General features: G+C 70.4%; 10 protein-coding genes. 2 read left to right on the top strand and 8 right to left on the bottom strand.

The genetic code is table 11. From position 1 onward, the window contains the following. Positions 1-53 precede the first annotated feature (53 nt). Genes G6N34_RS07390 through G6N34_RS07360 form a run of 8 tightly spaced genes read right to left on the bottom strand, consistent with a single transcriptional unit; the run spans position 54 to position 19539 of the window. Positions 54-257 (bottom strand): MbtH family protein, encoded by a 204-nt coding sequence (locus G6N34_RS07390; protein WP_085151263.1) that lies wholly within the window; start codon positions 255-257, stop codon positions 54-56. Further along, on the bottom strand, positions 235-1539 hold the full coding sequence (gene mbtG / locus G6N34_RS07385; RefSeq protein WP_085151262.1) for an NADPH-dependent L-lysine N(6)-monooxygenase MbtG: 1305 nt from the start codon (positions 1537-1539) through the stop codon (positions 235-237). The genes G6N34_RS07390 and mbtG overlap by 23 nt, the downstream gene beginning before the upstream one ends. Continuing rightward, the gene (locus G6N34_RS07380; RefSeq protein WP_085151261.1) at positions 1536-5924 is read right to left on the bottom strand and encodes a non-ribosomal peptide synthetase; all 4389 of its coding nucleotides are present in this window, start codon (positions 5922-5924) and stop codon (positions 1536-1538) included. The genes mbtG and G6N34_RS07380 overlap by 4 nt, the downstream gene beginning before the upstream one ends. Further along, positions 5921-11113, bottom strand: a complete 5193-nt coding sequence (locus tag G6N34_RS07375) for a non-ribosomal peptide synthetase (protein ID WP_085151341.1) — start codon at positions 11111-11113, stop codon at positions 5921-5923. The genes G6N34_RS07380 and G6N34_RS07375 overlap by 4 nt, the downstream gene beginning before the upstream one ends. A gap of 8 nt (positions 11114-11121) precedes the next feature. Further along, positions 11122-14025 (bottom strand): mycobactin polyketide synthase MbtD, encoded by a 2904-nt coding sequence (mbtD, locus tag G6N34_RS07370; RefSeq protein WP_085151260.1) that lies wholly within the window; start codon positions 14023-14025, stop codon positions 11122-11124. Further along, entirely contained in the window at positions 14022-15320 is a 1299-nt protein-coding gene (locus G6N34_RS27925; protein WP_085151259.1) for a beta-ketoacyl [acyl carrier protein] synthase domain-containing protein, read from the bottom strand. Before G6N34_RS27925 ends, mbtD begins: the two co-directional genes overlap by 4 nt. Further along, a complete protein-coding gene (locus G6N34_RS07365) occupies positions 15317-16051 on the bottom strand; it encodes a thioesterase II family protein (protein WP_085151258.1) in 735 nt (244 codons plus the stop codon). The genes G6N34_RS27925 and G6N34_RS07365 overlap by 4 nt, the downstream gene beginning before the upstream one ends. Beyond that, entirely contained in the window at positions 16048-19539 is a 3492-nt protein-coding gene (locus tag G6N34_RS07360; RefSeq protein ID WP_085151257.1) for a non-ribosomal peptide synthetase, read from the bottom strand. Before G6N34_RS07360 ends, G6N34_RS07365 begins: the two co-directional genes overlap by 4 nt. A gap of 104 nt (positions 19540-19643) precedes the next feature. On the opposite strand from G6N34_RS07360, the gene G6N34_RS07355 reads away from it, so the two are divergent. Together G6N34_RS07355 and G6N34_RS07350 are read left to right on the top strand one after the other, a co-directional pair. Next, the gene (locus G6N34_RS07355; protein ID WP_085151256.1) at positions 19644-21317 is read left to right on the top strand and encodes a (2,3-dihydroxybenzoyl)adenylate synthase; all 1674 of its coding nucleotides are present in this window, start codon (positions 19644-19646) and stop codon (positions 21315-21317) included. A gap of 82 nt (positions 21318-21399) precedes the next feature. Next, on the top strand, positions 21400-26556 hold the full coding sequence (locus G6N34_RS07350) for a type I polyketide synthase (RefSeq protein WP_407663263.1): 5157 nt from the start codon (positions 21400-21402) through the stop codon (positions 26554-26556).

Raw genomic sequence — 26556 nt, 5'->3', positions numbered from 1 at the left:
GGAGCCCTGGCGGTGGGGCCCCGGCGATGCTGGCGCGGTGAGCGGGGGTGGCGTTAGCCGGCCCGCAGGCTGCGCGGCCGGATGTCGGCCCAGTTCTGCTCGACGTAGGCCAGCGCGTCGGCCCGAGAGGCCTCGCTCAACACCACTGCCCACCCCGCGGGCACCTCGACGAACGCGGGCCACAGGCTGTGCTGCTCCTCGTCGTTGACGAGAATGTGGAAGGTGCCGTTCTCGTCATCGAAGGGGTTGGTGCTCATGACTTCTCCTGCTGTTGCGGTCGGCGGATTCGGTCAGGTCGGCGCCCAGCACTCGGTCGGAGAGCAGGCCCAGACAGCTGAGGTTGGGGAAACCCGGCCCCTGGTTGAGGCCGGACAGGTTGGGCAGAAACAACTTCGGCGACAGCCCCTCGACGGCGAGGTCGTAGCCGATGGACTCCTGCAGGCGCTCGCCGGTCATGGGACCGCCGAGGCTCAGTTCGATGAGGTCGAGCGCATCCTGGGTGAACAGGTCGGTGAACCACAGCGCGTCGGCGCCGGACCCGTCGATGACGAGGTCGAAACCGTGCACGGTCTCCAATGACTCCCCCGCCCGGTCGGTGTGCAGGGTCAGGCGGATCTGTTCGTCACGGGCGACGGCGTGGGCGACCCGTCCGCGCAGATGCCGGATGCGGTCGTCGGCCAGCAGCGCATCCTGCACACGCGACGAGAACACGCCGCGGTCGGTGCGCGCGATCGCGTCCCTGCGCTCGGCCAGCGTGAGCCCAGACCAGTTGGTGGGGTCGGAGAACAGCGTGTTCTCGAAGAACCCTTCACCGCGCGTGAACAGCGTCACCTGCGGTGAGATCACCGTGATGGTCGACACCCGGTGTGCGAAAAGCTCGTTGAGGATGGCCGCGGCTGTCTCGCCGCCGCCGATCACGACGACTCGCTCGGCCGTGATCCGCTCGTGTGCGGAGGCCCGGTGCCAGAACTGCGCGATCGACAACACGCGCGGGTTGCCCGGCAGGATCGACCGTTCGGCCTGACCGGGCCCGGTGACCATGACGGCGTCGGCGTTGATCGTGGTGGACTCGGTGTCCATCTCGGTGCGCAGTGCCCAACGACTGCCGTCGACGCCCATGCTGGTGACCTCGCCGCGGACGACGTCCATGCCGACGTTGTCGGCAACCCAGCGCAGGTACTGCGCCCACTTGCGGTGTGCGGGCGCGGGTCGACCGCGGTCCACCCATTCGGCGAACTGCCCGGTGGCCACGAGGTGGGCCTGCCAACTGTGTCGCAGCATCGCGTCGTCGAGTTCGGCATTGCGTCGCGGCGCCACCGTCGACCGGTAGGGGAAGCCGACGTCCTTCTCGGGTCCGGTGCCCAGCCTGTGGTTGCCGTCGGTCCAGCCTCCGCTGGACTGCCAGTTGGCCGCGACCGCGGTGCGTTCCACCGCGAGCACCTGCGGTACCGGTATGCCCATGTCGCGCAGCACGGCGGCCTTGGCCGCGACGGCGACGGCCTTGGGGCCGGCGCCGATGATCGCCAGTGTGCCGGTCATGAGGCAACCTCTCGTATCGCGTTCTGCCACAGCGTCTGCAGAGCCGTGATGTCGTCGTCGGACAGGATCTCGGGCAGGGCCCGCCACTGCGTGGCCAGCACGGCCGCCCCGGCCTGGTCGAGCATGACCGCGGCGGTGATCGTGAGTTCGTGCAGCACAGCCAGCTCGGGTTCGGGCAGCAGTGACGCCCCCACCAGCAGCGAACGGTCCAGCAGCGCACCGCCGCCGGCCACGATCTCGGTGCGGCCGAGGTAGTTCAGCATCACCTGCGGTTCGGGGTGGGCGCCGAGGCGTTCGGCGGTGTCGGGCCGCAGATAGCGCAGCAGACCGAAATCGATGCCGTCGCCGTCGATGTCGGGCGGTCCCTGCTCCGGGTCCACACGAATCGGATGGATGGCGCTGAACAGCCCGACCGTCTCGCCGGTGTCGAGGTCACCACCGGGGTCGATGACGGCCTCGGCCCGGCCGTGTGTCTCCACGGCCAGCAGGGGCGTCGGTGTCGGCTGCCCACGTTGCGCCCGCCAGGCCGTCACGGTTCGGGCCGCGGCCAGCGCCAGCAGGTCGGGCGTCGACCTGTCCGACGCGAGCAGTCGCGCGGTGGTGTCGGGATCGCTCACGGACACGCTGACGTGCAGATCGCGGGCCCGGTCGGTGTCCGGGAGGACCCGGCGCGCCCCCAGGTCGGGGTCCGGGCCCTGGAGTTGGGCGAGCCAGAAGTCGCACGTGTCCAGGTTCGCGGCCCGCTCTGCCAGCAGTTGCGACCACCTCCGGTAGCTGGTCTGCTCGCGCACCACCACGGGCTGGTGCCCACCCGCCAAGGCATGCCATCCGGCGTCCAACTCGCCGACCAGCACACGCCATGACGCCGGGTCCAGGGCCAGCACGTGGGCGGTCAGCAGCAGCACACCGGGGCCGTCGGAATCACGCAGCCACACCGCGGCCAGCATCCGGCCCTGTTGCGGGTCAAGGCTTTCCACGCTGCGACGGGTGTACTCGGTGGCGGCCTCGACGAGGTCTCCCGTGACCGTCACCTCCTCGAGGATCTCGGCCGGTTCGTGCGGGACGAAGCACATGGTGTCGAGGTCGAGTCGGCTGCGCAGGATCTCGTGTCCGTCGACGATGGCCGCGAGCGACGCCCGCAACTGCTCCCCGGTGGTGCCGTGCGGCAACCGAATCGCCTCGGTCTGCGCCAACCGCCGCGGGCTGCCGTGCTGGTGGAGCCAGTGCACGTTGGGCAGCACCGGGATCGGGCCGCGCTCCTGCGCATCCTCGGGCGAGGCGTCGAGCAGACTTTCGGCATCGACCGCGGCGGCGAGTTCGCGAATGGACCCGCATTCCAGCATCAGCCGGGCGCGCAGCGACAGCCCGCGCCGGCGCGCGGCCTGTACCACCGACAGCGCGACGATGCTGTCGAGGCCCAGCGCCAGCAGATCCGCCGTGACATCGACGGCCGTGGTCTCCAACAGTTCGCCGACGACCTCCGCCAGCACCTTCTCGGTCTCGGTCTCGGGCGCCGTGACCGCCTCGGTGTCGGAGATGCCACCCACGGCGGCCAGCGCCCGTTCGTCGACCTTGCCGTGCGACGTCAACGGCAACTCGTCGAGCACCACGATGTGGTGGGGCACCAGGTAGCGGGGAAGCCTGCCGGACAACATGTTCCGCACCTCGCCCACCGGCAGGTCGGCGCCGCCGGTGCCGACGTAGGCGACCAGGCGCGGCCCGCTGCGCTGCGCACGCACCACGACGTGCGCGGTCTGCACCGCGGGGTGGGTCAGCAGCGCCGCGACGATCTCGCCGGGTTCGACGCGATAGCCGCGGATCTTGACCTGATCGTCGGAGCGGCCCAGATACTGCAGTGTGCCGTCCGCGGCGCGCCGCACCAGATCGCCGGTGCGGTACATCCGGGCCCCGGGCGTGACGGGGTCGGCGACGAACCGGCTCGCGGTCTCACCGGGCCGGCCCAGGTAGCCGCGGGTCAATTGCTCCCCAGTCAGGTAGAGCTCCCCCTGGACGCCGTCGGGCACGGGACGCAGCCAGGAGTCCAGGATGTGCATGCCGGTGCCCGCGGTGGGGCGGCCGATCGTGGGCCGGGCGTTGTCGGCGATCGCGGCGACCACGGCCTCGACAGTGGCCTCGGTGGGGCCGTAGCAGTTGAAGGCCGTCATACCCGTGCGGGCGCACGCCTGGCGGATCAACGCCCAGGTGCTCACGCCGATCGCCTCACCGCCGAGCGCCAGGACCACCAGCGGTACGCGGGACAGCAGTCCCACGTTGGCCAACTGGGCGAACATCGACGGCGTGGTGTCGATCATGTCGACGCCGTGCCGGTCGATGACCTCGACCAGTCCCTCGGCGTCACGCTGCACGTCGTCGCCGACGATGTGCACGCTGTGCCCGTCGAGCAGCCCGGCCAGGGGCTGCCAGGCCGCGTCGAATGTGAATGACCAGGCGTGCGCGATGCGCAGCTGCCTGCCCACGCGGGCCGCTGCGGGCCGCAGCACGTGGGCGGCGTGGTCGGCCGCGTAGGCCAGCACGGCCCGGTGAGTGCCGATGACGCCCTTGGGTTTTCCGGTGGTGCCGGAGGTGAACACGGCGTAGGCCGCACTGTCGGGTGCGACGTCGGCGGCGCGCCAACCGTCGGGCAGGTCGTCGGTGTGGGGCCAGTCCTCATCGACGACCACCTCGGCGCCGCTCTGCCCGAGGATGTCGGCGACGCGCTCGTCGGGCATGGCGGGATCCAGCGGAACGATCATGCCGCCCGCCTTGAGCACCGCGAACATGGTGATGACGTACTGCGGGCCGCGCGGCAGCCTGATCGCGACCGGGGTCTCGGCGCGCACACCGCGTGACTGCAGGTGAGCGGCCATCCGGTCGGTCAACGCGTCGAGTTCGGCGTAGCTCAGGTGGCCGCCGTCGAAACTCAGCGCGACGGAATCCGGTGCGCTTCGGGCGATGTCGGTGAAGCGGGCGTGAATGCTGGTGGCGCCGTCGGTGTGTGGCCGCGGCAGCGCCGCGCGCCGGATCCGGTCAGCCTCGTCCTCCGAGAGCGTCAGGATCTCGCGCAGCGGCCGATCCCACGAGTCGACCAGCGCCTGCGCGGTGGCGATGACGCGCTCGCCCAGGTCCTGCGGGCTGACGGCCCCCAGTGCGCCGTCGAGGATTTCGACGAGCACCGTGAGTTCATCGTGGGTCATGTGCGCCGCGATGGTCACGGGGAAGTGCGACAGGCTCTCCAGGGCCGCGGGCGCGAACGTCGCCCCGTTGGCCGTGAACTCGCCGCCGCCGACCAGGCCGCCCGGCGGGAAGTTCTCGTACACCAGCAGGCTGTCGAACATCTCCCCCACGCCCGCGATGGCGCGCAGGTCGGCGTGCGAGAGGTGGCTGTGCTCACGCAGGGTCGCGGCTTCACGCTGCAGGTCGGTGCACTGCTCGCCGGTGCTGCGCCGCGGGTCCAACCGAATCCGCAGGGGCACAGTGTTGATGAACAGGCCCACCATGGTCTCGACCCCGGACAACTCGTCGGGGCGCCCGGACACCGTCATCCCGAACACCACGTCGTCGCGGTCGGTGAACACCGAAAGAACGGTGGCCCAGGCCATCTGCACCAGGGTGTTGAGGGTGACTCGGTGCCCGCGGGCCGCGTCGACAAGCCTGCGGGTCGCCTCGGCGTCGAGGCAGACCTCGGTGCGCTGCGGAAGCCCCGGTGCCGGTTCCACGTCGGTGAGCGCGGGCGTCAGCAGGGTCGGCCCGGTCAGGCCGGCCAGGTGGCGCTGCCACACGGCCCGGCTGGCCTGCTCGTCACGGCCGGCCAGCCAGCCGATGTAGTCGCGGTAGAGCCGCGGTGACGACGGCAGCGCCGCCGGGTCCCCGCCCGCGCGATACAGCGTGATGAGTTCACCGACGAACAGTGGCAGCGACCACCCGTCGATGATGATGTGGTGCGCCATGACCGCCAGGCGCCACCGGGCCTGCGGCAGTTCGATCAGCAGAAATCGCAGGGCCGGACCGTGTTCGAGGTCGAACGGGCGGGCCCGCTCAGCCGCCTCGACAGCCGCGGCCTCCTCCGCGGTGTCGACACGCACCGTCGTCCACGGCAGGTCGACCTTCGAGGGGATGACCTGCACGGTGCGGCTGAGGTTGCCCCGGAAGAAGCTGGCCCGCAGGTTGGGATGCCGCACCAGCATTGCTTCGGCGCACTCGCGCAGCAGCGCGACGTCGAGGACGCCGGTGACGTCGGCGGCCATCGCGATGACGTAGGGGTCGGGCCCGGCGTCGGACTCCGCGCCGGCGAGCATCGTCATCGAGAACAGCCCCTGTTGCAGGGGGCTGAGCGCGATGACGTCCTCGATGGCCGGGGCCGACCCGCCTGCCTGCGAAACGGTCACTGTGCCCCGTTCTGCGGTCCGCCCCACGACGCCGTCAGTTCCGCGAGTTCGTCCGCGGACAGGCCCGAGGCGGCCATGGGCGCGTGCCGGGTCTCGTCGGTGGACTCGACGGACGTGACGGTCTGGGCGGGGCCGGCATCGACCGCGGCAGCCAACTCGTGCAGCACCGGGTGCTCGAACACCATGCGTGCCTTGAGAGTCAGGCCCGCATCCCGGGCCCGGGCCGCGACCTGCACCGCGAGGATGCTGTCCCCACCCAACGTGAAGAAGTCGTCATGCCGGTTGACGACGGGCGTGTCGAGGACCTCGGCCAGGATGGTCGCGAGCGCGCGCTCGGTGTCGGTGCTCGGCGGTTCGGCCGGCTGCTCGGCGGTCGGAGCTGCGGCGGGCGCCGCGGCCTCGCCCACCCGTCCGACGATTTCCAGGGTGCCCCCGACCGTCCAGCGCGCGAGGTCGCCACTGCGGTAGAGCCGCGCACCGGGTTGCGTCGCAAAGGGATTCGCGACGAACCGCTCGGCGGTGTCGGCGGCCGTGACCGCCTGGCCCACACCCCACGGCCCACCCGCGAAGTACAGCTCGCCCACGACGCCTGTCGCGGCGGGTCTGAGGGCCGCGTCGAGCACGTACACCCCAGTGTCGCCGCCGCCCCACTCGAGAAGGCGTCGCCGCTCGTCAGCGTCGGTGACCTCGATGTCGCGCAGCGTGGTGTCGGGATTGTCCGCGAACGCCTCGAGGACGCGGCTCAACCAGACGCTGAACCGCTCGAGAGTGGCCCGTTCGTACAGTTCGGAGCGGTAGATGGCGTGGCAGCGGTAGCCGTCCTCACCCGTGAAGAAGCTCAACTGCAGATCGGCGTGCGCGGCGTCGAAGTCGGGTTCGAGCGCCGTGAACGTCACGGGCCCGTCCGGGTCGATGACTCGATCGGCCGGAAGCTGTTCACGCACATGGACGACCACCGCGAACAGCGGGTTGCGGGACAGCGAGCGCACGGGACTCACGGCGTCGACGACCTGATCGAACGGCAGGTCCTGATGCGCGTAGGCCGCCAGCGCCATGTCACGGGTGCGGCGCAGGATCTCGCGCACCGTCGGGTTCCCACTCAGGTCGTTGCGCAGCACCAGGATGTTGATGAAGAACCCGACAAGCTGGTCCAGTTCGGGTTCGGTGCGGCCCGCGACGGGGCTGCCGATCGGGATGTCGAACCCACCGCCGGCTTTGTGCAGTGCGACCGCCACCGCGGCCTCGAGCAGCATGAACTCGGTGACGTTCAACTCGGCCGCCAGCGCCGTGAGCCGGTCGCGGGTCTGTGCGTCGACCTCGAAGGCATGCGCCTCGCCCACACCGGAGAGCACCGGCGGGCGCGGGAAGTCCGGCCGCAGACCGATCTCGTCGGGCAGCCCGGCAAGCTGGGACACCCAGTACTCGCGTTGCGGCCCAGCGATTCCCGTGTCGTCGGCGAGCAGTTGGGACTGCCAGACGCCGTAGTCGGCGTACTGCACGGGCAGCGGCGCCCAGTGCGGGGCCTCGCCGCCGGTCCGGGCCCGGTAGGCCACCAGCAGGTCGGTGAACAGCACGGTGGCCGACCAGTGATCGCCCGCGATGTGGTGCATGGTGACGGACAGGACATGCTCGCCGTCGGCCCGCAGCACCGCGGCCCGGATTGGCCACTGCGACTCCAGGTCGAAGATGTGCGCGCGTTCCTGCTGCAGTCGCTCGGTGACCCACGATGCACCGGCGCCGTCCTCGACGCACACCGGCAGCCCCGCCGGCTCGTGAATGATCTGGTAAGGCACACCGTCGATTTCGCGGAACGTGGTGCGCAGCACCTCGTGCCGGTCCACGACGTCACCGATCGCGGCCGTCAGCGCCTCGACGTCGACCGGGCCACGCAGGCGCGCGGCGAACGGGATGTTGTTCATCACGCTGGGACCGTCGACGCGGTAGGCGAACCAGGTGCGGAGTTGCGACGCCGACAGCGGTGCCGGCCCGTCGTGGCCGACCGGGATCAGGCGGGGCCGAACAGGTCCCGCGCTGCCTGTCGACAACGCGTCGACATGGCCGGCGATCTGTGTGACCGTCGCGAGTTCGAAGATCTCCCGCACCCCGACCTCGACGTCGCAGGCGGTGCGGATGGCGGCGACCAGCCTGGTGGCCAGAAGCGAATGCCCACCGAGGTCGAAGAACGAGTCGTCGGCGCCGATCCTGTCGCGGCCGAGGAGTTCGCCGAACAGCGCGGCGATCCGGCGTTCGGTGGCGGTCTCGGGCTCACGGAACTCGTTGGCCGACACGATCTCCGGGACCGGCAGCGCCGTGCGGTCGATTTTGCCGTGCGTGGTGATGGGGATCTCGTCGAGCACGACGTAGCCGGCGGGCACCATGTACTCGGGCAGCGCCGCGTTGACCCGCGCGCGAATCCGGTCGACGTCGACCGATTCGGTTGGCTCACCCGCTACGGGGGTCAGGTAGCCGACCAGGCTCTTGCCCAACTGCGGCAGATCGCTGAGCACAACGACGGCCTGTCCGACGCTGGGGTCCACCGAGATGGCGGCGGCGACGTCGCCGAGTTCGATGCGGAAGCCGCGGATCTTGACCTGCTCGTCGGCGCGGCCGACGAATTCGATGTCGCCGTCGGCGTTGCGCCGCGCCAGGTCGCCGGACCGGTACATCCGGGCGCCGGGGTTGAACGGGTCGGCGACGAAGCGTTCCGCGGTCAGACCCGGCCTGCGGTGGTAACCGTGCGCGACATGCGTTCCGCCGATGTAGATCTCGCCGATCACGCCGACCGGGACGGGCTGCAGCGCGTCGTCGAGCAGGTGCAGCGTGGTGTTGATCTTCGGCGTGCCGATCGGCACGATCCGGGTGCCCTGCTTGCCCTCGACCTTGTATCGACTGGCGTTGACGATGGTCTCGGTCGGGCCGTAGAAGTTGTGCAGCATCGCGTCGAACGTGGCGTGGAACTTGTCGGCCACCTCGCCGGGCAGGGGTTCGCCGCCGATCGGTACGCGTTGCAGTGTGCGCCACTGGTTGACGCCGGGCAGGGACAGGAACAGGCCCAGCAGCGACGGCACGAAGTGCATCGCGGTGATGCCCTCGTTGCGCAGGAGATCGGTCAGGTAGCCGATGTCGTTGAGGCCGCCGGGCTTGTGGATCACGATGCGGGCGCCGCAGGCCAGCGTGCCGAACACCTCACCGATCGAGATGTCGAAGCTGGGCGAGGCGACCTGCAGCAGGCGGTCATCCGCGTCGATGCCGTAGTCCCCCTGGAACCACACGAAGTATTCGGCGATCGGGCGGTGCGGCACCGGGACACCCTTGGGCTGGCCCGTGGTTCCCGAGGTGTAGATCAGGTAGGCGGTGTTGTCCGGGCCGTGCGGACGGATCAGGTCGGCCGCGCTCGGATTGTCGGTGCGGAATTCGTCGAGTCCCGTGATTGGTTCGCGGATCACGAGTTTGGCGTCGCAGTCGCCCAGGATGAACGACAACCGGTCCTCGGGGTAGGTCGGGTCGACGGGCAGGTAGACGGCACCGGCCTTGACGATGCCCAGGGCCGTCACGACCAGTTCCGGGGACTTGTCCAGCAGCACCGCGACGCGGTCCTCGGCGCCGATCCCCTGTGCGATCAGCCAGTGGGCGATCTGGTTCGCGGACTCGTTGAGTTCGCGGTAGCTGTAGTGCCTGCCCTCGTAGACCACGGCGGTCGCGTCGGGGGTGCGCGCGACCTGCGCGGTCACCAGATCGCCGAGGGTGGCGGGCGCGGTATCGAACACCTCGCCGTGGGACACGTCCCGCAGCCATTCGGCCGACGCGGCGTCCATCAGATCCAGTCGGGCCAGCGCCGTGTCGGGCGCGGCCAGGGCGCTGTCCAGCAGCACGACGAAGTGGTCGAGCAGTTGCGCGGCCAACCGCGGTTCGAGGATCTCGACCAGGTGCTCGGCCTCGACCAGCGCACCGGCCGAGGACATCTCGACCATGAAGCCCAGCGGGAGTTGGGTGAGGTGGCCGCGCAGTTCGCCGCGGCGGCACTGAAGGCCCGGCGGGGTGAATCCGCCGCCGTCGGGTTCGCGGAAGCCGAAGCTCACGCGGGTCAGGCGTTCCGCACCGTGCCGGCGGTCCGGGTTGAGGTCGCGAACCACCCGGTCGAGGTTGACGCGCTGGTGCGCGAACGCCCCGAGTGCGGTGTCTCGGGCCTGGTCGAGCAGTTGGCGGAAAGTCAGATTCGACTGCGGACGCAGGCGCATCGCGACGGTGTTGCCGTAATAGCCGATGGTGTCCTCGGATTCGGCATCACGGTTGACCACGGGTGTCACGACCAGGAAGTCGTCGCTGTGGGTGTATCGGTGGATCAGGGTGCCGAACACCGCGAGCAGCACCATATACGGCGTGGACCCGGTCTCACGGGCCAACGCGGCGACGCGCTCGGTGGTCTCCCGGGTCAGACGCACGGTGCTTCGCGACGAACGCCAACTGGTCGGGACCGCGGACCCATGGGGGCCGGGCAGTTCGAGCGGTTCGGGCATGTCGGCCATCACCGAACGCCAGTACGCGAGATCGGCGGTATCGGAAGCGTTTCCGCCTGCCCGCGTGCGCACCGGTTCGGCGTCAAGCGTCCCACCGGTGTACGCCCGGGTGAGGTCGGTGAAGAACACCCGCCACGAGGCGTCGTCCCACGCGATGTGATGGGCGACCAGCAGCATCATGTGCTCGTCGGGTGCGGTGCGAACCACGGTGATGCGCAGGGGCGCATCCTTGGTGAGGTCGAACGGTGCGGCGAACTCCCGCTGTGCGAGCACTTCGAGTCGCAGCTGCCGAGCGTGGTCGGACAGGTCGGTGAGGTCGTGCACCGCCCAGGCCGGTCGCAGATCGTCAACGAAGCGCGGGTGCGGTTCACCGTTCTCGTCGGCGTGATAGGTGTTGCGCAGCACGCTGTGCCGCACGGCGACCGCGTCCACCGCCTCGTGCAGCGCGGCGACGTCGAGCGCCCCGGTGAGCCGGTAGGACACCGACACATTCAGCAGTGCGCCGCTGGGGTCGGCGGCCTGGACGAACCACATCCGCAGTTGGCCCTCGGACAACTCGGTGCTCGGCTGGTCCGGCGCGGCCACGTCGGCACCCGGACTCGACAGCCCGCGTTCGTTGAGCCTGCGCCGCAACAGTTCCAGGCGCCGGTCGTCGAGGGAGGTGTCAGTCACGTGAGGGTTCACTTTCTCTCCAGGTCGGACACGAGTTCAGCGCCGGTGATCCCGCCGAGCAGGCGGGCCAGGCCGACTGTGCGCCCCATGACGCGGTTCAGCCGCTTGCGCAGATCCAGCGCAAGCAGCGAGTCGACGCCCAAGTCGAACAGCGATGCGTTCAGGTCGAGGACGTCCGGATCGGGAAGGCTCAGCACCGCAGCGAGTTCGGCGCGCACGGTGTCGGCGGTGCTCAGATCGGCTGCCGGCGCAGCGGGCTCCGCGGCGGATGCGGGAACCGGTGCATCGAGGCTGTCGAGGAAGATGCGGAGGCGTTCGGGGTCGGCCGCGAGCACCAGCGGATCCACCGTATGGTCGCGCAGGCTGGCCGCGATGGCCTGCTCGGCGGGCATCTGCCGCAGGCCGGAGCGTTCGATGTTGGCGACCTCGGCGGCGTCGACGATGCCGCCGTCACCCCACAGACCCCACCGCACCGACACACAGCGACGCCCCGTCGCCCGCACCCGATGAGCGACGACGTCGAGCATTCGGTTGGCCGCGGCGTACGCGGCGTGGCCGTGTCCGCCCCACACCCCAGACATCGAGGAACACAGCAGCATTCGGCTCTCGGGGCGGTGCGGCCACATCTCCGCGATCCTCACGGCGCCGATCACCTTGGCACTCAATGCCTGGATGAAGGCCGTCGTATCGAGGTGATCGCCGGTCCCGAACCGTGCGAGGCCAGCGCAGTGCACGATCAGCGAGGCGCCCTGTCCACCGAACTGTGCTGCGGCCGCGCCCAACTGCGCCGCGTCGGTGATGTCGCACGGCACCGAGACCACCTCGGTGCCGTGGGCCTCGGTGAGCGCCGCACACACCGTGGGGTCCACGGCGCGTCGGCTCAGCAGCACGATCCGGCGCGCACCCCGTTCGGCGAGGTGGCGGGCGTACTGCAGGCCGATGGCGCCCGCGCCGCCGGTGATGACGACCTCGTCGAGCAGGCCGCCGCCCAGCGCGAGGTCCGGCGCCGTGACGCTGGAGGCGGTGAACGCCTTGGGGTCGCGGCGATACAACTGGGGACGGCCGTCGACGTGCCGCAGCGCAAGCTCTCCCCCGCCGGTCCGCACGACGTCGAGCACGACCTCGGCGGGGACGCCGGGCACGGTGTCGAGATGGTGGAACGTCTGATCGGGGTGTTCGAAGCCCAGGCTGCGGTGCACGGCGGCAAGCGCTGCCGCGACAGGCGAAGGCTTTGGGTCGGCGATGCCGGTCTGCTCGGCGCCGACGGTGACGAGCCACACCTGTCGGCAGGACGGGCCGATCTGGTCGACGTAGCGCAGCAGTCCGTCTTGGACCAGCTTCGCGAGCGCCACGGCGGCCTCGGGGACGTCGGAGTCCCCGTGGTCGGGAGCCACCACGACCAGGATCTCGGCGCCCTCAGGCGTAGCGCCGCCGAGCACCGTGTTCAGTCCGTGCGCCAACGACGTGGGGTTGCCGAGAGGCAGCACCGCCACCGTGGGCCGGTCTCGGGGTGCGGGAGTGGGCAGCGGCAGCCACGACTCCGCGGTCACGGTCAAACCGGTCACCGGGGGCAGCGGTTCCCGCTGTGCCCAGAGCTTCCCGGCGCGCATCGGGGCGTTGGGGAACCCCTGCAATGGGACTCCGTTGGTGACGAACTCACGCCACACGTAGGTCGGGTCGGCCACGGCGACCGCGGCGATGTTGGCCGCCAACTGCTGCGGCAACGGGTGGTCTCGATGTCCCGTTCCGGCCAGCACCGCCTCGCCCGCACGCTCGGCGATCGCGTGCAGCAGCGCCGGGTGGCTCGACAGCTCCACGAAGACGCCTGCGCCGCAGTCGATCGCGGCCTGCACGGCGTGGTCGAATCGGACGGTGTGGCGCAGGTTGGCGTACCAGTAGTCGACGAACCCGGTGCCGGGGGCGACGACGGCGCCGGTGGTGCCGCCGACGAACTGGACGGCGCTCTCGGAGAACTGCGCGGCGGGAAGTTGCCCCTGCACCCAGTCCCGAAGGGGCTCGAGCACGCTGGTGTGAACGGGGAAGTTGACCGTGATCCCGGTGCCGAGTCGGCCGTCGGCCCGGACCCGTTCGACCGCAGCAGCGACGGCGTCGGCGTCACCCGAGACGGCGACCGCCGCACTGGCGTTGATCACCGAGAGTTCGAGCCAGCCCGGGATGTCTTCGATCAGTGCGCGTGCGGCGTCGGCCGTGATGCCCAGGGCCGCGACGGCGTAGGAGCCGGTGAGTCGGTCGACCACACCCGCGCGGGCCGCGACGACCGTCACGGCATCGGTGAGGTCCATCGTTCCCGCGACGTAGGCCGCGGCGATCTCACCGAGGCTGTGCCCGACCGTGAGATCCGGGGTCACGCCGTGACTGCGCCAGGCGGCCGCCAGGCCCACCGCGTGGGCGAACTGGCCGCCCTGGATCTCGATCTCGGAGAACGACTCCGGGGCGTCGACCTCGGTCAGGTAGCGCAGCGGCGTCGCGTGTCCGGCGGCCGCGAACGCCGCGACACACTCGTCGACCGCGTCGCGGTAGCCGGGCAGGTGCCGGTGGGCGTCGGCGCCCATACCGGGGTGTTGACCGCCCTGGCCGGGGAAGACGAACGCTACCCGCGGCGGTCGACTCGCCGACGAGTGGGACACCAGCGGATGTTCGGCGCCGTTGGCTGCGGCAACCAGACCGGCGCGGAGTTCGTCACGGTCGGCGGCGCGAATCACGGTTCGATGCCGCCGGATTCGGCGGGTGCGCAGCAGATGCGCCGCGACGTCAACCACGCTCGCGGTGCGGCCACGGTCGGTGTCGAGGAAGCGGTGGATGGCCGCGGCGTCACGCGCCATCAGGTCCTCGACGTGGGCGCTGATCAGCACGGGGGTGCGCCCGTCGGGCCCTGTTTCGGCGCGCGTCACGACGCCTCCTGCTCGGGCATCGACACGAGGAGATGGGTGTTGGTGCCGCTCATTCCGAACGCCGAGACCGCGGCGGTGCGGCGGCCGTTGGTGGCCGGCCAGGGGCGCAGCTTGTCGGCGAGGCGCAGCCCCTGACTCTCCCAGTCGATTTCGGTGCTGGGGTCGTCGACGTGCAGTGTCGGGGGGATGCTGCCGTGCGCGGAGGCGACGAGCACCTTGGCGAGGCCGAGTGCCCCCGCGGCGGCCTGGGTGTGGCCCAGGTTGGACTTCACCGAACCCAGGACCGCACCGGTGCCGGGCGCCGCGGCGCCGTAGGTTGCGGCCAGGGACCGCAGTTCGGTGCGATCCCCCAGGCGGGTGCCGGTGCCGTGCCCCTCGATGACGTCGACCTGCTCGGGTGCGAGTCCTGCCCGGTCGAGCGCGCGGCGGAACAGGCGCACCTGGGCGGCCTGGCTCGGCGCGGTCAGTCCGGTGGTGCGCCCGTCGGAGTTCAACACGCTCGCGGTCACCTCGGCCAGGATGGGCCTGCCGTCGGCCAGTGCGCGAGAGCGCTTCTGCAGCAGGAACATCGCCGCACCCTCGGCCCACACGGTGCCGGAGGCGTGTGCGCTGTAGGGCCGGCAGTGGCCGTCGTCGGACAGTGCGTGCTGCTTGGAGAACTCGACGAAGTAGCCGGGTGAGCCCATCACGGTGACGCCACCGGCCAGTGCGAGGTCGCAGTCCCCGCTGTGCAGGGCAGCAACCGCGGTGTGGAACGCGGCCAGGGCCGAGGAGCACGAGGTGTCGACCGTGACCGCCGGTCCGGCGAAATCGAGCAGGTAGGCGATGCGCCCGGAGATCACGCCCAGCGAGGTGCCGGTGATCAGATGCCCGCTGTGGTGCGAGAACTCGGCCATGGGTGGGCCGTATTCGAGGGTGGATGCGCCGACGTAGCAGCCGACGTCGTGACCGGCGAGGTCGTCGGGGTTGATGCCGCTGTTCTCGACGGCACGCCAGGCCAGGCGCAGCGCGACGCGCTGCTGGGGGTCCATCGCCACCGCCTCGCGCGGCGAGATGCCGAAGAACTCGGGATCGAATTCGGCTGCACTGGAGAGGAATCCACCGAGATTGTGGATCTGGGTGAACCCCTCCCGACGCGAACCCTCGAAGAGTTCGTTCAGTGACCATCCGCGGTCGGTGGGGAACGGGCCCAGGGCCTCGCGCTGTTCGGTCAGCAGGGTCCAGAAGGCCTCCGGGGTGTCGACATCGCCGGGTGTCTCCAGCGCCATGCCCACGATCACCACGGGGTCGGTCATGTTCTGCCCACCAGTTGAGCCACCGCGTTCAGGTGGTCGTTGAGGTAGAAGTGCCCGCCGTCGAAGAATTCACAGGTGAAGCGGCCCGTGGTGTGGGATTCCCAGCGGTCCAGCCACTCCCTCCTGGTGCGGTGATCCGCACTGCCGCCGAGGGCGTGGATGTCGGCGCGGATCGTGACGTCCGGGGCACAGGAATAGGTGCTCAGCGCGCGGTAGTCCGCCTTGACGGCGCGCATCAGCAGTTCGGCGAAATCCTCGTCCTCGAGCAGGACGGGATTCGTGCCGCCGAGGTCGATCATGTCGGCGAGCACCTCGGCGTCGGTGCTCGGCAGTGGGAATCCCTCGGTGACGGTCGACGGGGCCTGCCCGGCCGACGCCCACAGCGCACGGACTTCGACGCCGCGGGCCTCGGCGATGCGTGCGAATTCGAACGCCACGACCGCACCCATGCAGTGCCCGAACAGGGTCAGCGGCGCGGCACCGGACCAGTCACCGGCGCCGAACAGCTGTTCCGCGATCTCCCCGACGGTGCCGACCGCGGGGTGCGTGAGCCGGTCGGCGCGCTGCGGGTACTGCACGATGATCGCGGGAGTTTCGTTGTCCGACAGAACCTTAGCGAATCCACGGTAGGCAGCGGCCGCACCTCCCGCGTGCGGGAAGATCACGGTCGCACCCGGTGCGGTGCCGGGGAACTGTTTGATCCAGGACGGGAAGTCCACACCGGTGGTCATGACGCCACCGACGCGTCGAGTGCGGACACCACTTCGCTGTGTTCCATCTCCAGCACCTCGAGATAGACCTCGGCGACCTGCACCAGCCGATCGCTGCCGGGTTCGCGGTCCTGCAGGAGTGTCGCGAGACCCCCGACCGTGCGCGCGGCGAAGATGTCGGCGACCATCACCGTCGGGGTGTCGAGCCAGGCCCGGATCTGCGCCACCAACTGCGTGGCCAGCACAGAATCGCCACCGAGGCCGAAGAAGTCGTCATCGACGCTGAGCGCCTCGACGCGCAGCAGGTTCGAGATGATGTCGGCCAGCGCACGTTCCAGGGGTGTCGAAGGCGCCACGTGGGTCGCGGTGTGCTCGCTCCCACGCCGCTGGGCGGCCTGGACCAGCAGGTCGGCCGCGGCGCGACGATCGATCTTGCCGCCGACGGTGAACGGGATGGTCTCGACGATTTCGAGGACGTCCGGAACCATATGCGGCGGAACCAATCCGGCCACCGCGGCGGTGAGTCGCTGCGGCGTCGCCTGCGGGTCGGTGACCCGGACCAGGGCGGTCAACTGTTCGCGTGTCGCATCACCCGCGGCAGGCACGACCGCGGCGACCGCGCCGTCGACGAATGGCAACCGGTTCAGGGCACCCTCGACCTCGCCGAGTTCGACGCGGTACCCGCTGATCTTGACGCGGTGGTCGGCACGGCCGACGAATTCGAGTGTCCCGTCGGGCAGGTAGCGCGCGAGGTCGCCCGTGCGGTACCACCGGACGCCGCCTTGCTCGACGAACTTCTCCGCGGTGAGTTCGGGTCGGCGGCGGTATCCCGCGGCGACACCCCGACCACCGACCCAGAACTCGCCGGGCACCCAGTCCGGGCAGTCGGTGCCGTCCGGCGCCACGACGCGACAGGTGTTGTTGGGCAACGGCCGGCCCAGCGGAACCGCGGCGCCCGCCGGCAGGTCGGTGACCTCGTACCAGGTGTTGTGGATGGCGGTCTCGGTCGCCCCACCCAGTCCGGCGATGCGGGCGTGCGGCGCCTGCGCGCGCAGGGCCCGGACCATCTCGGTGCGCACCCAGTCACCGCCGGTGGGCACCACCCGCACCGAGGGCAGCTCGGGGTTCACCGCGACCAGCATCTCGAGCCAGCCCGGCAGCCAGTGCAGCACCGTGACGTCGTGGTCGCGGATCAGCCGTGCCCACGCATCGGGGTCGCGGCGCTGGTCCTCGTCGACCACGACGATCGATCCGCCGGCGCGCAGCATGCCGAAGATGTCCAGCACCGAGATGTCACATTCCAGCGTGGACAGCGCCAGGCAGCGGTCGTGGCGCCCGATCTCGAAGTGGTCGTTGATGAACTCGACGGTGTTCATCGCGGCGTCGTGGGTGACGTCGACGCCCTTGGGCTCCCCCGTCGATCCCGAGGTGAACAGCACGTAGGCGACGTCGTGCGGGTCGGTGACGGCGGGTGCGGTCTCGGCGGCGCGGTAGCGGCCCTGCTCGACCGCCTCGGCGACGGTCAGCGCGGGCACCGGCAGGTCATCCATCGCAGCCGTGCGTGGCCCGCAGAACAGGGCCGAATGCACGCCCGCACCGGCGAGGATGCGCTGCGCGCGGTCGGCCGGTTGGTCGACGCCGATCGGCAGGTACACCGCACCGGCGGCGTGGATGCCCAGCAGGGCCGGGATCTGCTCGGCGGTCTTGGGGCCCATCACCGCGACTGTGTCGCCGCGGCCGGCACCGCGTTCGCGCAGCGTGGCCGTCACCGCCAGGACCTGTTCGCGCAGTTGCCCGTACGTCAGGTCACCGAGGCCGCTGTACACCGCGGGCGCATCGGGCTGCTGCTCGGCGGCGCGAAAGAATCCGTCGTGCAACGCTTCTGAGCTTCCCGGGTGGGTGTCATTGAGGGCCGCACGCACCGCAAGCTGCTCTTCGGGTGCCGCGGACGTGTCGAGGGCCTCCCACGCGGAATCGTCGTGGGCCAACCGGATGAGTTCGGCGACATGGTGGGCGAACATCGCATCGGCGACGCCGGGCCGGAACGCATCCTCCCGGACATCCCAGTTGATCAGCAGGCCGCCGTCGTACGGGGTGGCCTGCGCGTCCAGTAGAACCTGGGGCCCCTGCGAGATGTGCCACACGCAGGCCCCGAACTGGTCGGTGACGTCGCCCGCGAACAGGTCACCCAGGCCGATCGCGCTGGTGAACACGAACGGCGCGAGGGTGGGCAGGCCGCGGTGCCGGGTGAGGTCGCGCAGCACCGACAGTCCGGAGTAGCTCGAGTGCCCCGCGCTGGCGTGCAGCGACTGCTGCAGGACCCGCGCACGGTCGGCCGCGGTGGGCGCCGCGGTGAGGTCGACGTCGAGCATGAGTGACGAACTGAAGTCGCCGACGAGCTTCTCGACATCGGGGTGGAAGGGTTCGCGGCCGAACATCGGCAGATTGAGCAGGAAGTGCGCACTCGTGGACCAGCGCGCGAGCGTTCCGGCGTAGGACGCGGCGATCGCCATGGCGGGGGTGACACCGCGTCGGTGCGCGGCGGCGAACAGGGCCTCGCGGACGTCGGCGTCGAAGAAGTGCCAGCGCCGGGTGTTGCGGCGCGGGTTGGCCTGCTCGGAAGCCGGCACGAGCGGTGGCGACGGCGGTTCGGGCAGATGCGGGACACGTTCGGCCCACCACCGCCGGTCCTCGTCGGACACCGGGGCCGACGCGGTCAGCGCGGCCCGGTACTCGCGGTAGGTGTAGCCGAGGTCGGGCAGGTCGTCGCCGCGGTAGAACACCGCGAGGTCGGCCATGAAGTTGCGGTAGCTCACGGCGTCGGCGGCCGACATGTCCATGTCGACATGCAGGCGCGTGCGTCCCTGCGGCAGCAGCGTCAGGGCGATCTGCAACACCTCACCGTGCAGGATCTGGTGTGACTTGGCGTCGCGGATCTCCTCGAGGCGCTGCGGGACCGTCGTCTCGTCCTCGTCGCGCAGGTCGACGATCTCGACCGGCAGCGTGCGGTCGGTGATCCGCTGGGTGCCGTCGGGCAGGATCTCGACGCGCAGCATCGGGTGGCGACGCGCCAGCGCGGCCGCGGCGACGCGCAGTTGGCCGGGGTCGACGCCCTCGCCGTCGAACTCGACGTACAGGTGCGGGGCCACCCCGCCGAGCGCCTGCTCCTCATTGCGGCCCAGCCACAGCGCGTGCTGGATCGGGGCCAAGGGGAAGGTGTCCCCCTCTTCCGGGCTGTCCTGGGGCTCCGGGGCCTGGGGTGATTCGGAGTCGCCGGACCGCTCGGTGACCAGTTGGGTCCAGGCCGCGACCGTGGGGTTCTCGGCCAGTAGGGCGAAGTTGATGTCGATGCCCTGCCTGCGCCACCGCCCGGACAGCGACATCATCCGGATAGAGTCCAGGCCCGAGGCAATGAGGTCGGCGTCGGGGTCCAGCGCGTCCGGGCTGATGCCGAGCAGCTCAGCGACCTGCTCTTGGACGGTCAGCGAGCTCGTCGCAGCGCGACCCACTATCGGTCCTCCCAACAATCAACAAAGGCTGCCCTAACTTTGTGGAGGCTACCCTATATATGATCGTCCGGACACATCTACCCGGAAGGGCGGCCTGTACCGCGATGAGCACCGGTTTTGACCCGAGCGCCGAAGTTGAACGGTCCGAGATTGACGACCTCGCGCAGGGTTTCGTCGCCTGCCCGGCCGATCGTGCCGAGGTTTACCGACAGGCCGGCTATTGGGTGGGTCTGCCGCTGGATTCGATCCTGCGAGAGGCCGCAGCGCGCTGGCCTGGCAAATGCGCCGTCGTGGACCCCCGGGAGAGGTGGACGTTCGCCGAACTGGACGCGGCAGCGGACCGGATCGGATCCGCGCTGCTCGACCTCGGTTTCCACGCCGGCGACCGGGTCCTGCTGCAACTTCCCAACTCGTGCCGGTTCGCGGTCGCCCTGTTCGGTCTGCTGCGCGCGGGTGTGGTGCCGGTGATGTGCCTGCCCGGCCACCGCAGCGCCGAACTGGGGCATTTCGCGCAGGTCAGCGGCGCGGTCGGGTTGATCATCACCGACCAGGCCGGCGGGTTCGACTACCGCCAGATGGCGGCCGAGTTGGTGCGCGAGCATCCGCGCCTGACCCGGGTGCTGGTCGACGGGGAACCCGGGGACTTCCAGCGCTGGTCCGATGTGACCGATCACGCCGGTCCCGTCGCGCAGTTCTCGGTGCCCGATCCCAGCCTTCCCGCGCTGCTCCTCGTGTCCGGTGGGACGACGGGCCTGCCCAAGCTCATCCCCCGCACGCACGACGACTACCGCTACAACGCCGTGGCCTGTGCCCAGGCGTACGGGATGACCGGCGACGACGTCTATCTGGTCGCGCTGCCCGCGGGGCACAACTTCCCGCTGGCCTGCCCGGGCCTGCTGGGCTCGATGACCGTCGGCGCCACAACGATTTTCACCGACGACCCCAGCCCCGAGGCGGCCTTCGCGCTGATCGACAAACATCAGGTCACTGTGACGGGCCTGGTCAACGCGCTGGCCAAGCTGTGGGCGCAGGCCTGCGACTGGGAACCCGTACTGCCGACGTCGCTGCGGGTGGTCCAGGTCGGCGGGTCCCGGATGATGCCTGACGAGGCGCGCTTCATCAGGGAGAACCTGTCCGCGGGCACGCAGCAGATCTTCGGCATGGCCGAGGGCATGTTGAACTTCACCCGCCCCGGCGACCCGATCGAGGTCGTCGACAACGTGCAGGGCAGGCCGATGTCCCCGCACGACGAAATGAAGGTCGTCGACGAATTCGGCGACGAGGTCGCACCCGGCGAAGAGGGTGAACTGCTGGTGCGCGGCCCCTACACACTCAGCGGCTACTACCGCGCCGACGAGGCCAACGCCCGCTCGTTCAGCCCGGACGGCTTCTATCGCAGCGGCGACCGCGTGCGCATCTTCACCGACGGTCCCCGAGCCGGGTACGTCGAGGTCACCGGACGTATCAAGGACGTGATCCATCGTGGCGGTGAGACCGTGTCGGCGTCGGATCTCGAAGAGCACCTGAACTCCCACCCGGCGATCGCCGATGCCGCCGCCGTCGCACTACCCGACGAATACCTGGGCGAGAAAATCTGCGCCGCAGTCGTTTTCAAGGGTGCGCCGATCACGCTGGCCGAACTTCATGAATTCCTCGACGACCGCGGCGTGTCCGCCCACACCAAACCGGACGCGCTGGCCCCGATGAGATCGCTGCCCAAGACCGCGGTCGGCAAGGTGGACAAGAAGCAGATCCTGGCCACATTGGCGCAGGCATGACACAGGACGTAGCCCCCACACTCGGCGCTCGACGTGCCAGTATCGACAGCACTGCGAGCACAGGAATCTCACTGACATGACCATGAATAACGGTTCCAGCGAACATCTTTCGCCGATCGCAATCATCGGCCTCGGCTGCCGGCTGGCCGGGGACGTAACCACGCCCGAGGCGTTCTGGGACTTCCTGCTCGACGGTCGCAGCGCGGTGCGCGAGGTGCCCGCCGAACGCTGGGAGCCCTACCTTCGCCGCGACCCGCGCAATGCCGCAGTGCTCAAGGACACCACGCCGTTCGGCACGTTCCTCGACGACCTCGCGGGTTTCGACGCGGAGTTCTTCGGGGTCTCGCCTCGCGAGGCCGAACTGATGGACCCGCAGCAGCGACTTGCCCTCGAAGTCAGCTGGGAGGCCCTCGAACATGCCGGTGTGCCCCCGCGCTCGCTGGGCGGCAGCGACACCGCGGTGCTCATGGGCGTCAACTCCGACGACTACGGCAAGCTCCTGATGGAGGATCTGCCGGGCATCGAGGCCTGGACCGGGATCGGCACCTCGCTGTGTGGCGTCGCCAACCGGGTGTCGCACCTGTTGGACCTGCGCGGACCCAGCGTCGCCCTGGACGCGGCGTGTGCAGCCTCGCTCGTCGCGGTGCATCAGGCCTGCCAACTGCTGCGCGCGGGTGAGACCTCGCTGGCGCTGGCCGGTGGCGTCAGCGCGTTGATCGGGCCCGGCCTGACCCGCGTGCTCGACGTGGCCGGCGCGACCGCCCCGGACGGACGGTGCAAGACCTTCGACGCCTCCGCCGACGGTTATGGCCGCGGCGAGGGGGCCGCAGTCGTGGTGCTCAAACGACTGGAGGACGCGGTCCGCGACGGCGACCGGGTGCTGGCCGTCGTCCGCGGTGGTGCCGTCGCCCAAGACGGCCGGACCGTGGGCATCATGTCGCCCAACGGCGCGGCCCAGGCGGACCTGTTCCGCCTGGCGTGTGCGACCTCGAGCGTCGACCCCGCAGGTGTCGACTTCCTCGAAGCACACGGAACAGGCACTCCCACAGGTGATCCCGTCGAGATCACCGCGCTGTCCGAGGTGTACGGGGCAGCCCGGCCCGCCGGCGATCCGGCGATGGTCGGCTCCGTCAAACCCAACACCGGCCACCTCGAGGGCGGCGCCGGTGTCGTCGGACTGATCAAGGCCGTGTTGGCGCTGCACCACGAGGCCATCCCGCCGACCGCGGGGGTGCGCACGCTGACGCCCGCGGTGGACTGGGCCACCAGTGGACTGCGTGTTCCCGTTGAGGTCCAGCCGTGGCCACGGCGACGTGACCGGCCACGCCGGGCCGCGGTGTGCAGCTACGGCTACGGCGGCACCATCGCGCACGTGCTGCTCGAGGAGGCTCCGGCCGCCCAGGCGCGCGTGTCCCCCACATCTACCGCGCCGGCGGTGATTCCACTGTCGGCCCGGTCCGAGACCCGCCTGGCCGCCCAGGCCGCCGCCGTGGCCGAGCACCTCTCGGACCTACCGGCGCCCCTGGAGCAGATCGCCGCGACGTCGTGGGTCCGGCGCACCCACGAACCGGTGCGCGCGGCCGTCATTGCCGAGGACGCCGACGAACTGCGGCATGGACTTGAGGTGCTGGCCACCGACGGACGCGACCCCGCAGTGGTCCGCGGCACCCCGGTGCCCGGTGCGTCCGCGGGCGCGGTCTGGGTGTTCTCCGGGCACGGTTCGCACTGGCCGCTGATGGGTCGGGAGCTGCTGGCCTCCGAACCGGCGTTCGCCGCGGTGCTCGACATCGTCGACCCGATCTTCGGTGCGGAACTGGGCTTTTCGGCCCGCGAGGCGCTGACGACGGGTGAACTCGGTGGCACGGACCGGGTGCAGGCGCTGACCTTCGCGATGCAGGTCGGCCTGGCGGCCGTGCTGCGCGAGCGCGGTGTCACCCCAGCCGCGGTGATCGGCCACTCCGTCGGGGAGGTCGCGGCCTGTGTCACCGCGGGCGTGTTCGATCTGGCGCAGGGCGCGGCCGTGGCCTGCTACCGGGCGCGCGGGTTCCGCCGCGTCATGGGTGAGGGCGCGATGGCGCTGGTGCCGCTGCCGTTCGACGAGGTCGCGCAGAGTCTGGGTGAGCGCGCCGACGTGGTCGCGGCGATCAGCGCATCGGCGACGTCGACCGTGGTGTCAGGCCGCTCGGCGGCCGTCGACGAGGTGGCCGCGCAGTGGAGTGCCGACGGTCTGATGGTGCGCCGCGTCCGGACCGACGTCGCATTCCACAGTCCCGCAATGGATTCCCTGACCGCCGACCTGGCGAGACTCACCGGGGCACTGCCGCCGTCGCGGCCCGCGCAGGTCCCGCTGTACACCACCGCGCTGGCCGACCCGCGGTCGACAGCGCCACGTGACCCCGCCTACTGGGTGGCCAACCTGCGTGACCGGGTCCGGTTCGCGGAGGCTGTCACGGCGGCCGCCGAAGACGGCCACCGCCTGTTCCTGGAGGTCTCGGCGCACCCCGTGGTGTCGCACTCCGTGGTCGAGACCCTGCTGCACCTCGGCGCAGACGAGCACGCCGCGATCGGTGTGCTGCGGCGCGATCAACCCACGCGGCGCTCGGTCGCCGCGGCGGTCGCGGCGCTGCACTGCCACGGCGCCCCCGTTGAGCACGGATTCACCGCCTCGTCGTCCTGGGCCGACCTGCCCGGCACGCAGTGGCAGCACCGCGAATTCTGGCGCACCCCAAGCACTCCGCCCGCCGGGCGCGGTGTGCACGACATCGACAGCCACACGCTGCTCGGCGGCCGCCTGGAGGTCACCGGCGCGGTGCCCGCTCAGGTGTGGGAGACCCGACTGGACATGTCCACGCGGCCCTACCCCGCCAACCACCCCGTGCAGGGCACCGAGATCATCCCGGCCGCGGTGCTGCTCAACACATTCCTGACCGCCGCACAGAACCCGATTGTCGATGTGCATCTGCGGACCCCCGTCGCGCCCGGGCGCACTCGGGATGTCCAGGTGGTGCTGCAGGACCGCGCGCTGGCGATCTCGACCCGTCTGGTCGACGACGAATGGACGCGCGGGGGTGGCCTCGGGGAGGAACCAGAAACCGGCGGTTGGCTGACCCACAGCACCGCGGTGACCGCGACCTCTGGTGGCGCCGAGGTGCCTCCCCTTGACGAGGCCGTGGTGCGGGCCCGATACACCGACCAGTTGCCGCCCAACAGCGTGGTGGACAAGCTCGCCACGCTCGGTGTCGCCGAGATGGGGTTCGGCTGGGAGGTCGTCGATCTGCGCTCCGGCGACGGTGGATTCCTCGCCCAGGTGCGCGCCGAACGCGACGGATCGAGTCCCACGACGTGGGCGGGCCTGCTTGACGCGGCGACGTCGGTGGCCTCGGTGGTGTTCGACGGCCCGCCGAAGCTGCGGATGCCCGCGCGGATCGAGCGGGTGGAGGTGCTTGCCGCCCCGTCGGATTCGGTGCTGCTGCATGTCCGCCGTCGCCCGGAGGGCACCTGCACCGACGTCCTGATCGCGAGCCTGACGGGGACGCCACTGGTGTCCATCACGGGCATGACGTTCGAGGAGCTTGAGAACACCAGTGGTGATGTCGGCCGGATGGTGCATCGAATCGACTGGCAGACAACGCCATACGACGCCTCGGCACGTCCGGCCACGGTGGTTCTGGTCGGCGGCGACGATGCCGTGGGCTCGTGGTGCCGTGCTGAACTCGATGCCGCCGGGGTCCGTCATCTGACGTGCGCACCCGACGCGCTGCCCGCAGACCTGGGTTCCGACAGCGTGGTGCTGGTGCTCCCGTCGGCCGGGGACTCCCCTCTCGATTCGGTGGCCTCAGTGCTCGACACGCTCACATCCGCTCTGGCGAACGGGTTCCCGGGCCGGATCTGGGCCCTCACGCGCGGCGTACACGAGGGTGGGGACGTCGCACGCTCACCGCTGTGGGGTCTGACCCGCGTTGCTGCAGCCGAACATCCCCTGCTCTGGGGCGGTGTGCTGGACCTGGACTCCGAACAGCTGCCGCTGGGTGTGCTGTCTGAGTTGGCGGGACACGGCGTCGTGGTGGTGCGCGGACAGGATGCGCTCGTCGCGCGACTGGCCACCGTCACCCGCGCGGGTGGCGCGGCGCTGGAGTGCTCACCCGCGGGCACGTATCTGATCACGGGCGGCACCGGTGTGCTGGGCCTGCGCCTCGCCGAGCACCTCGCCGATCTGGGTGCCCGGCGACTGGTTCTGGTGTCGCGGTCCGGGTTGCCGGAACGGTCGTCCTGGGCCAGTGCGGCCAACCAGGAGCAGATCCGCGCGGTGTCCACCCTTGAGGAGCGTGGCGTATCGGTGCATGTCGCGGCGGTGGACATCGCCTCCGACACCGCCGCGGACGAACTCCGTGGTGTCTTGGCCACACTGCCACCCGTACGCGGCGTCGTGCACGCCGCGGGGGTGGAGGCCGGGGTGTTCCTGGCCAACACCACGATCGACGAGATCGCAATGACCATGCGCCCCAAAGTCAATGGCGCGCTCACACTCCACGCGATGTTCCCGCCCGGACAGCTGGACTGGATGGTGCTGTACTCATCGTGCGGGTATCTGGCCGGTTTCCCCGGCCAGGGCGCCTACGCCTGCGGTAACGCATTCCTCGACGGCCTCGCGCGGCACCGTCGCGCACTCGGCGACACCACGACCAGCGTGGCCTGGACCGCGTGGCGCGGCCTGGGCATGGGGTCGGATTCGGGTTACGTGGCAGCGCAGTTGGACGCCCTGGGCATGGACACCATCGGCGCCGACGACGCCCTGCGCGCACTCGACATCGCGATGCGGTCCGAGGAGGCCAACCCCGTCGTGCTGCCCGTGCTTCCCGGCGCGGTGTCGGTGCCGATCCTGGCCGACGTCGCCGCGGCATTACTGAATTCCGGTGATGACGAGGGTGATTCAGCACCCATCGGTCCCGGGGACATGGACACCGCAGAGTGGGTCGCGCAGCAGGTGCTCACCGCGGTGGCGGGAGAACTGGGCCTGCCCGCCGACGACGTCGACACCAAACTACCCCTGGTCGAGATCGGGGTGGACTCGATCATGACGGTGGCGCTGCGACGGCAGCTGGAGAGGCAGACCGGCCTCGCGCTGCCGCCGACCCTGCTGTGGGAGCATCCGACCGCCGCCGCGGTGACCGCCCGCATCATCGAACTGCTTGAGGATGAGATCTCCTCTGCCGCCGAGGAGGAGGGCGCGTCGGTCTGA

The sequence above is a fragment of the Mycolicibacterium confluentis genome (assembly GCF_010729895.1).
GTDB lineage: Bacteria > Actinomycetota > Actinomycetes > Mycobacteriales > Mycobacteriaceae > Mycobacterium > Mycobacterium confluentis.
This window is presented reverse-complemented; position numbering and strand designations above follow the sequence as displayed.

What these genes read in the sequence shown, in the direction of transcription:
- G6N34_RS07355 (WP_085151256.1), top strand. Translation starts at nt 19,644, where the DNA reads ATGAGCACCGGTTTTGACCCGAGCGCCGAAGTTGAACGGTCCGAGATT.
- G6N34_RS07390 (WP_085151263.1), bottom strand. Translation starts at nt 257, where the DNA reads ATGAGCACCAACCCCTTCGATGACGAGAACGGCACCTTCCACATTCTC.
- G6N34_RS07365 (WP_085151258.1), bottom strand. Translation starts at nt 16,051, where the DNA reads ATGACCACCGGTGTGGACTTCCCGTCCTGGATCAAACAGTTCCCCGGC.
- mbtG (WP_085151262.1), bottom strand. Translation starts at nt 1,539, where the DNA reads ATGACCGGCACACTGGCGATCATCGGCGCCGGCCCCAAGGCCGTCGCC.
- G6N34_RS27925 (WP_085151259.1), bottom strand. Translation starts at nt 15,320, where the DNA reads ATGACCGACCCCGTGGTGATCGTGGGCATGGCGCTGGAGACACCCGGC.
- G6N34_RS07350 (WP_407663263.1), top strand. Translation starts at nt 21,400, where the DNA reads ATGAATAACGGTTCCAGCGAACATCTTTCGCCGATCGCAATCATCGGC.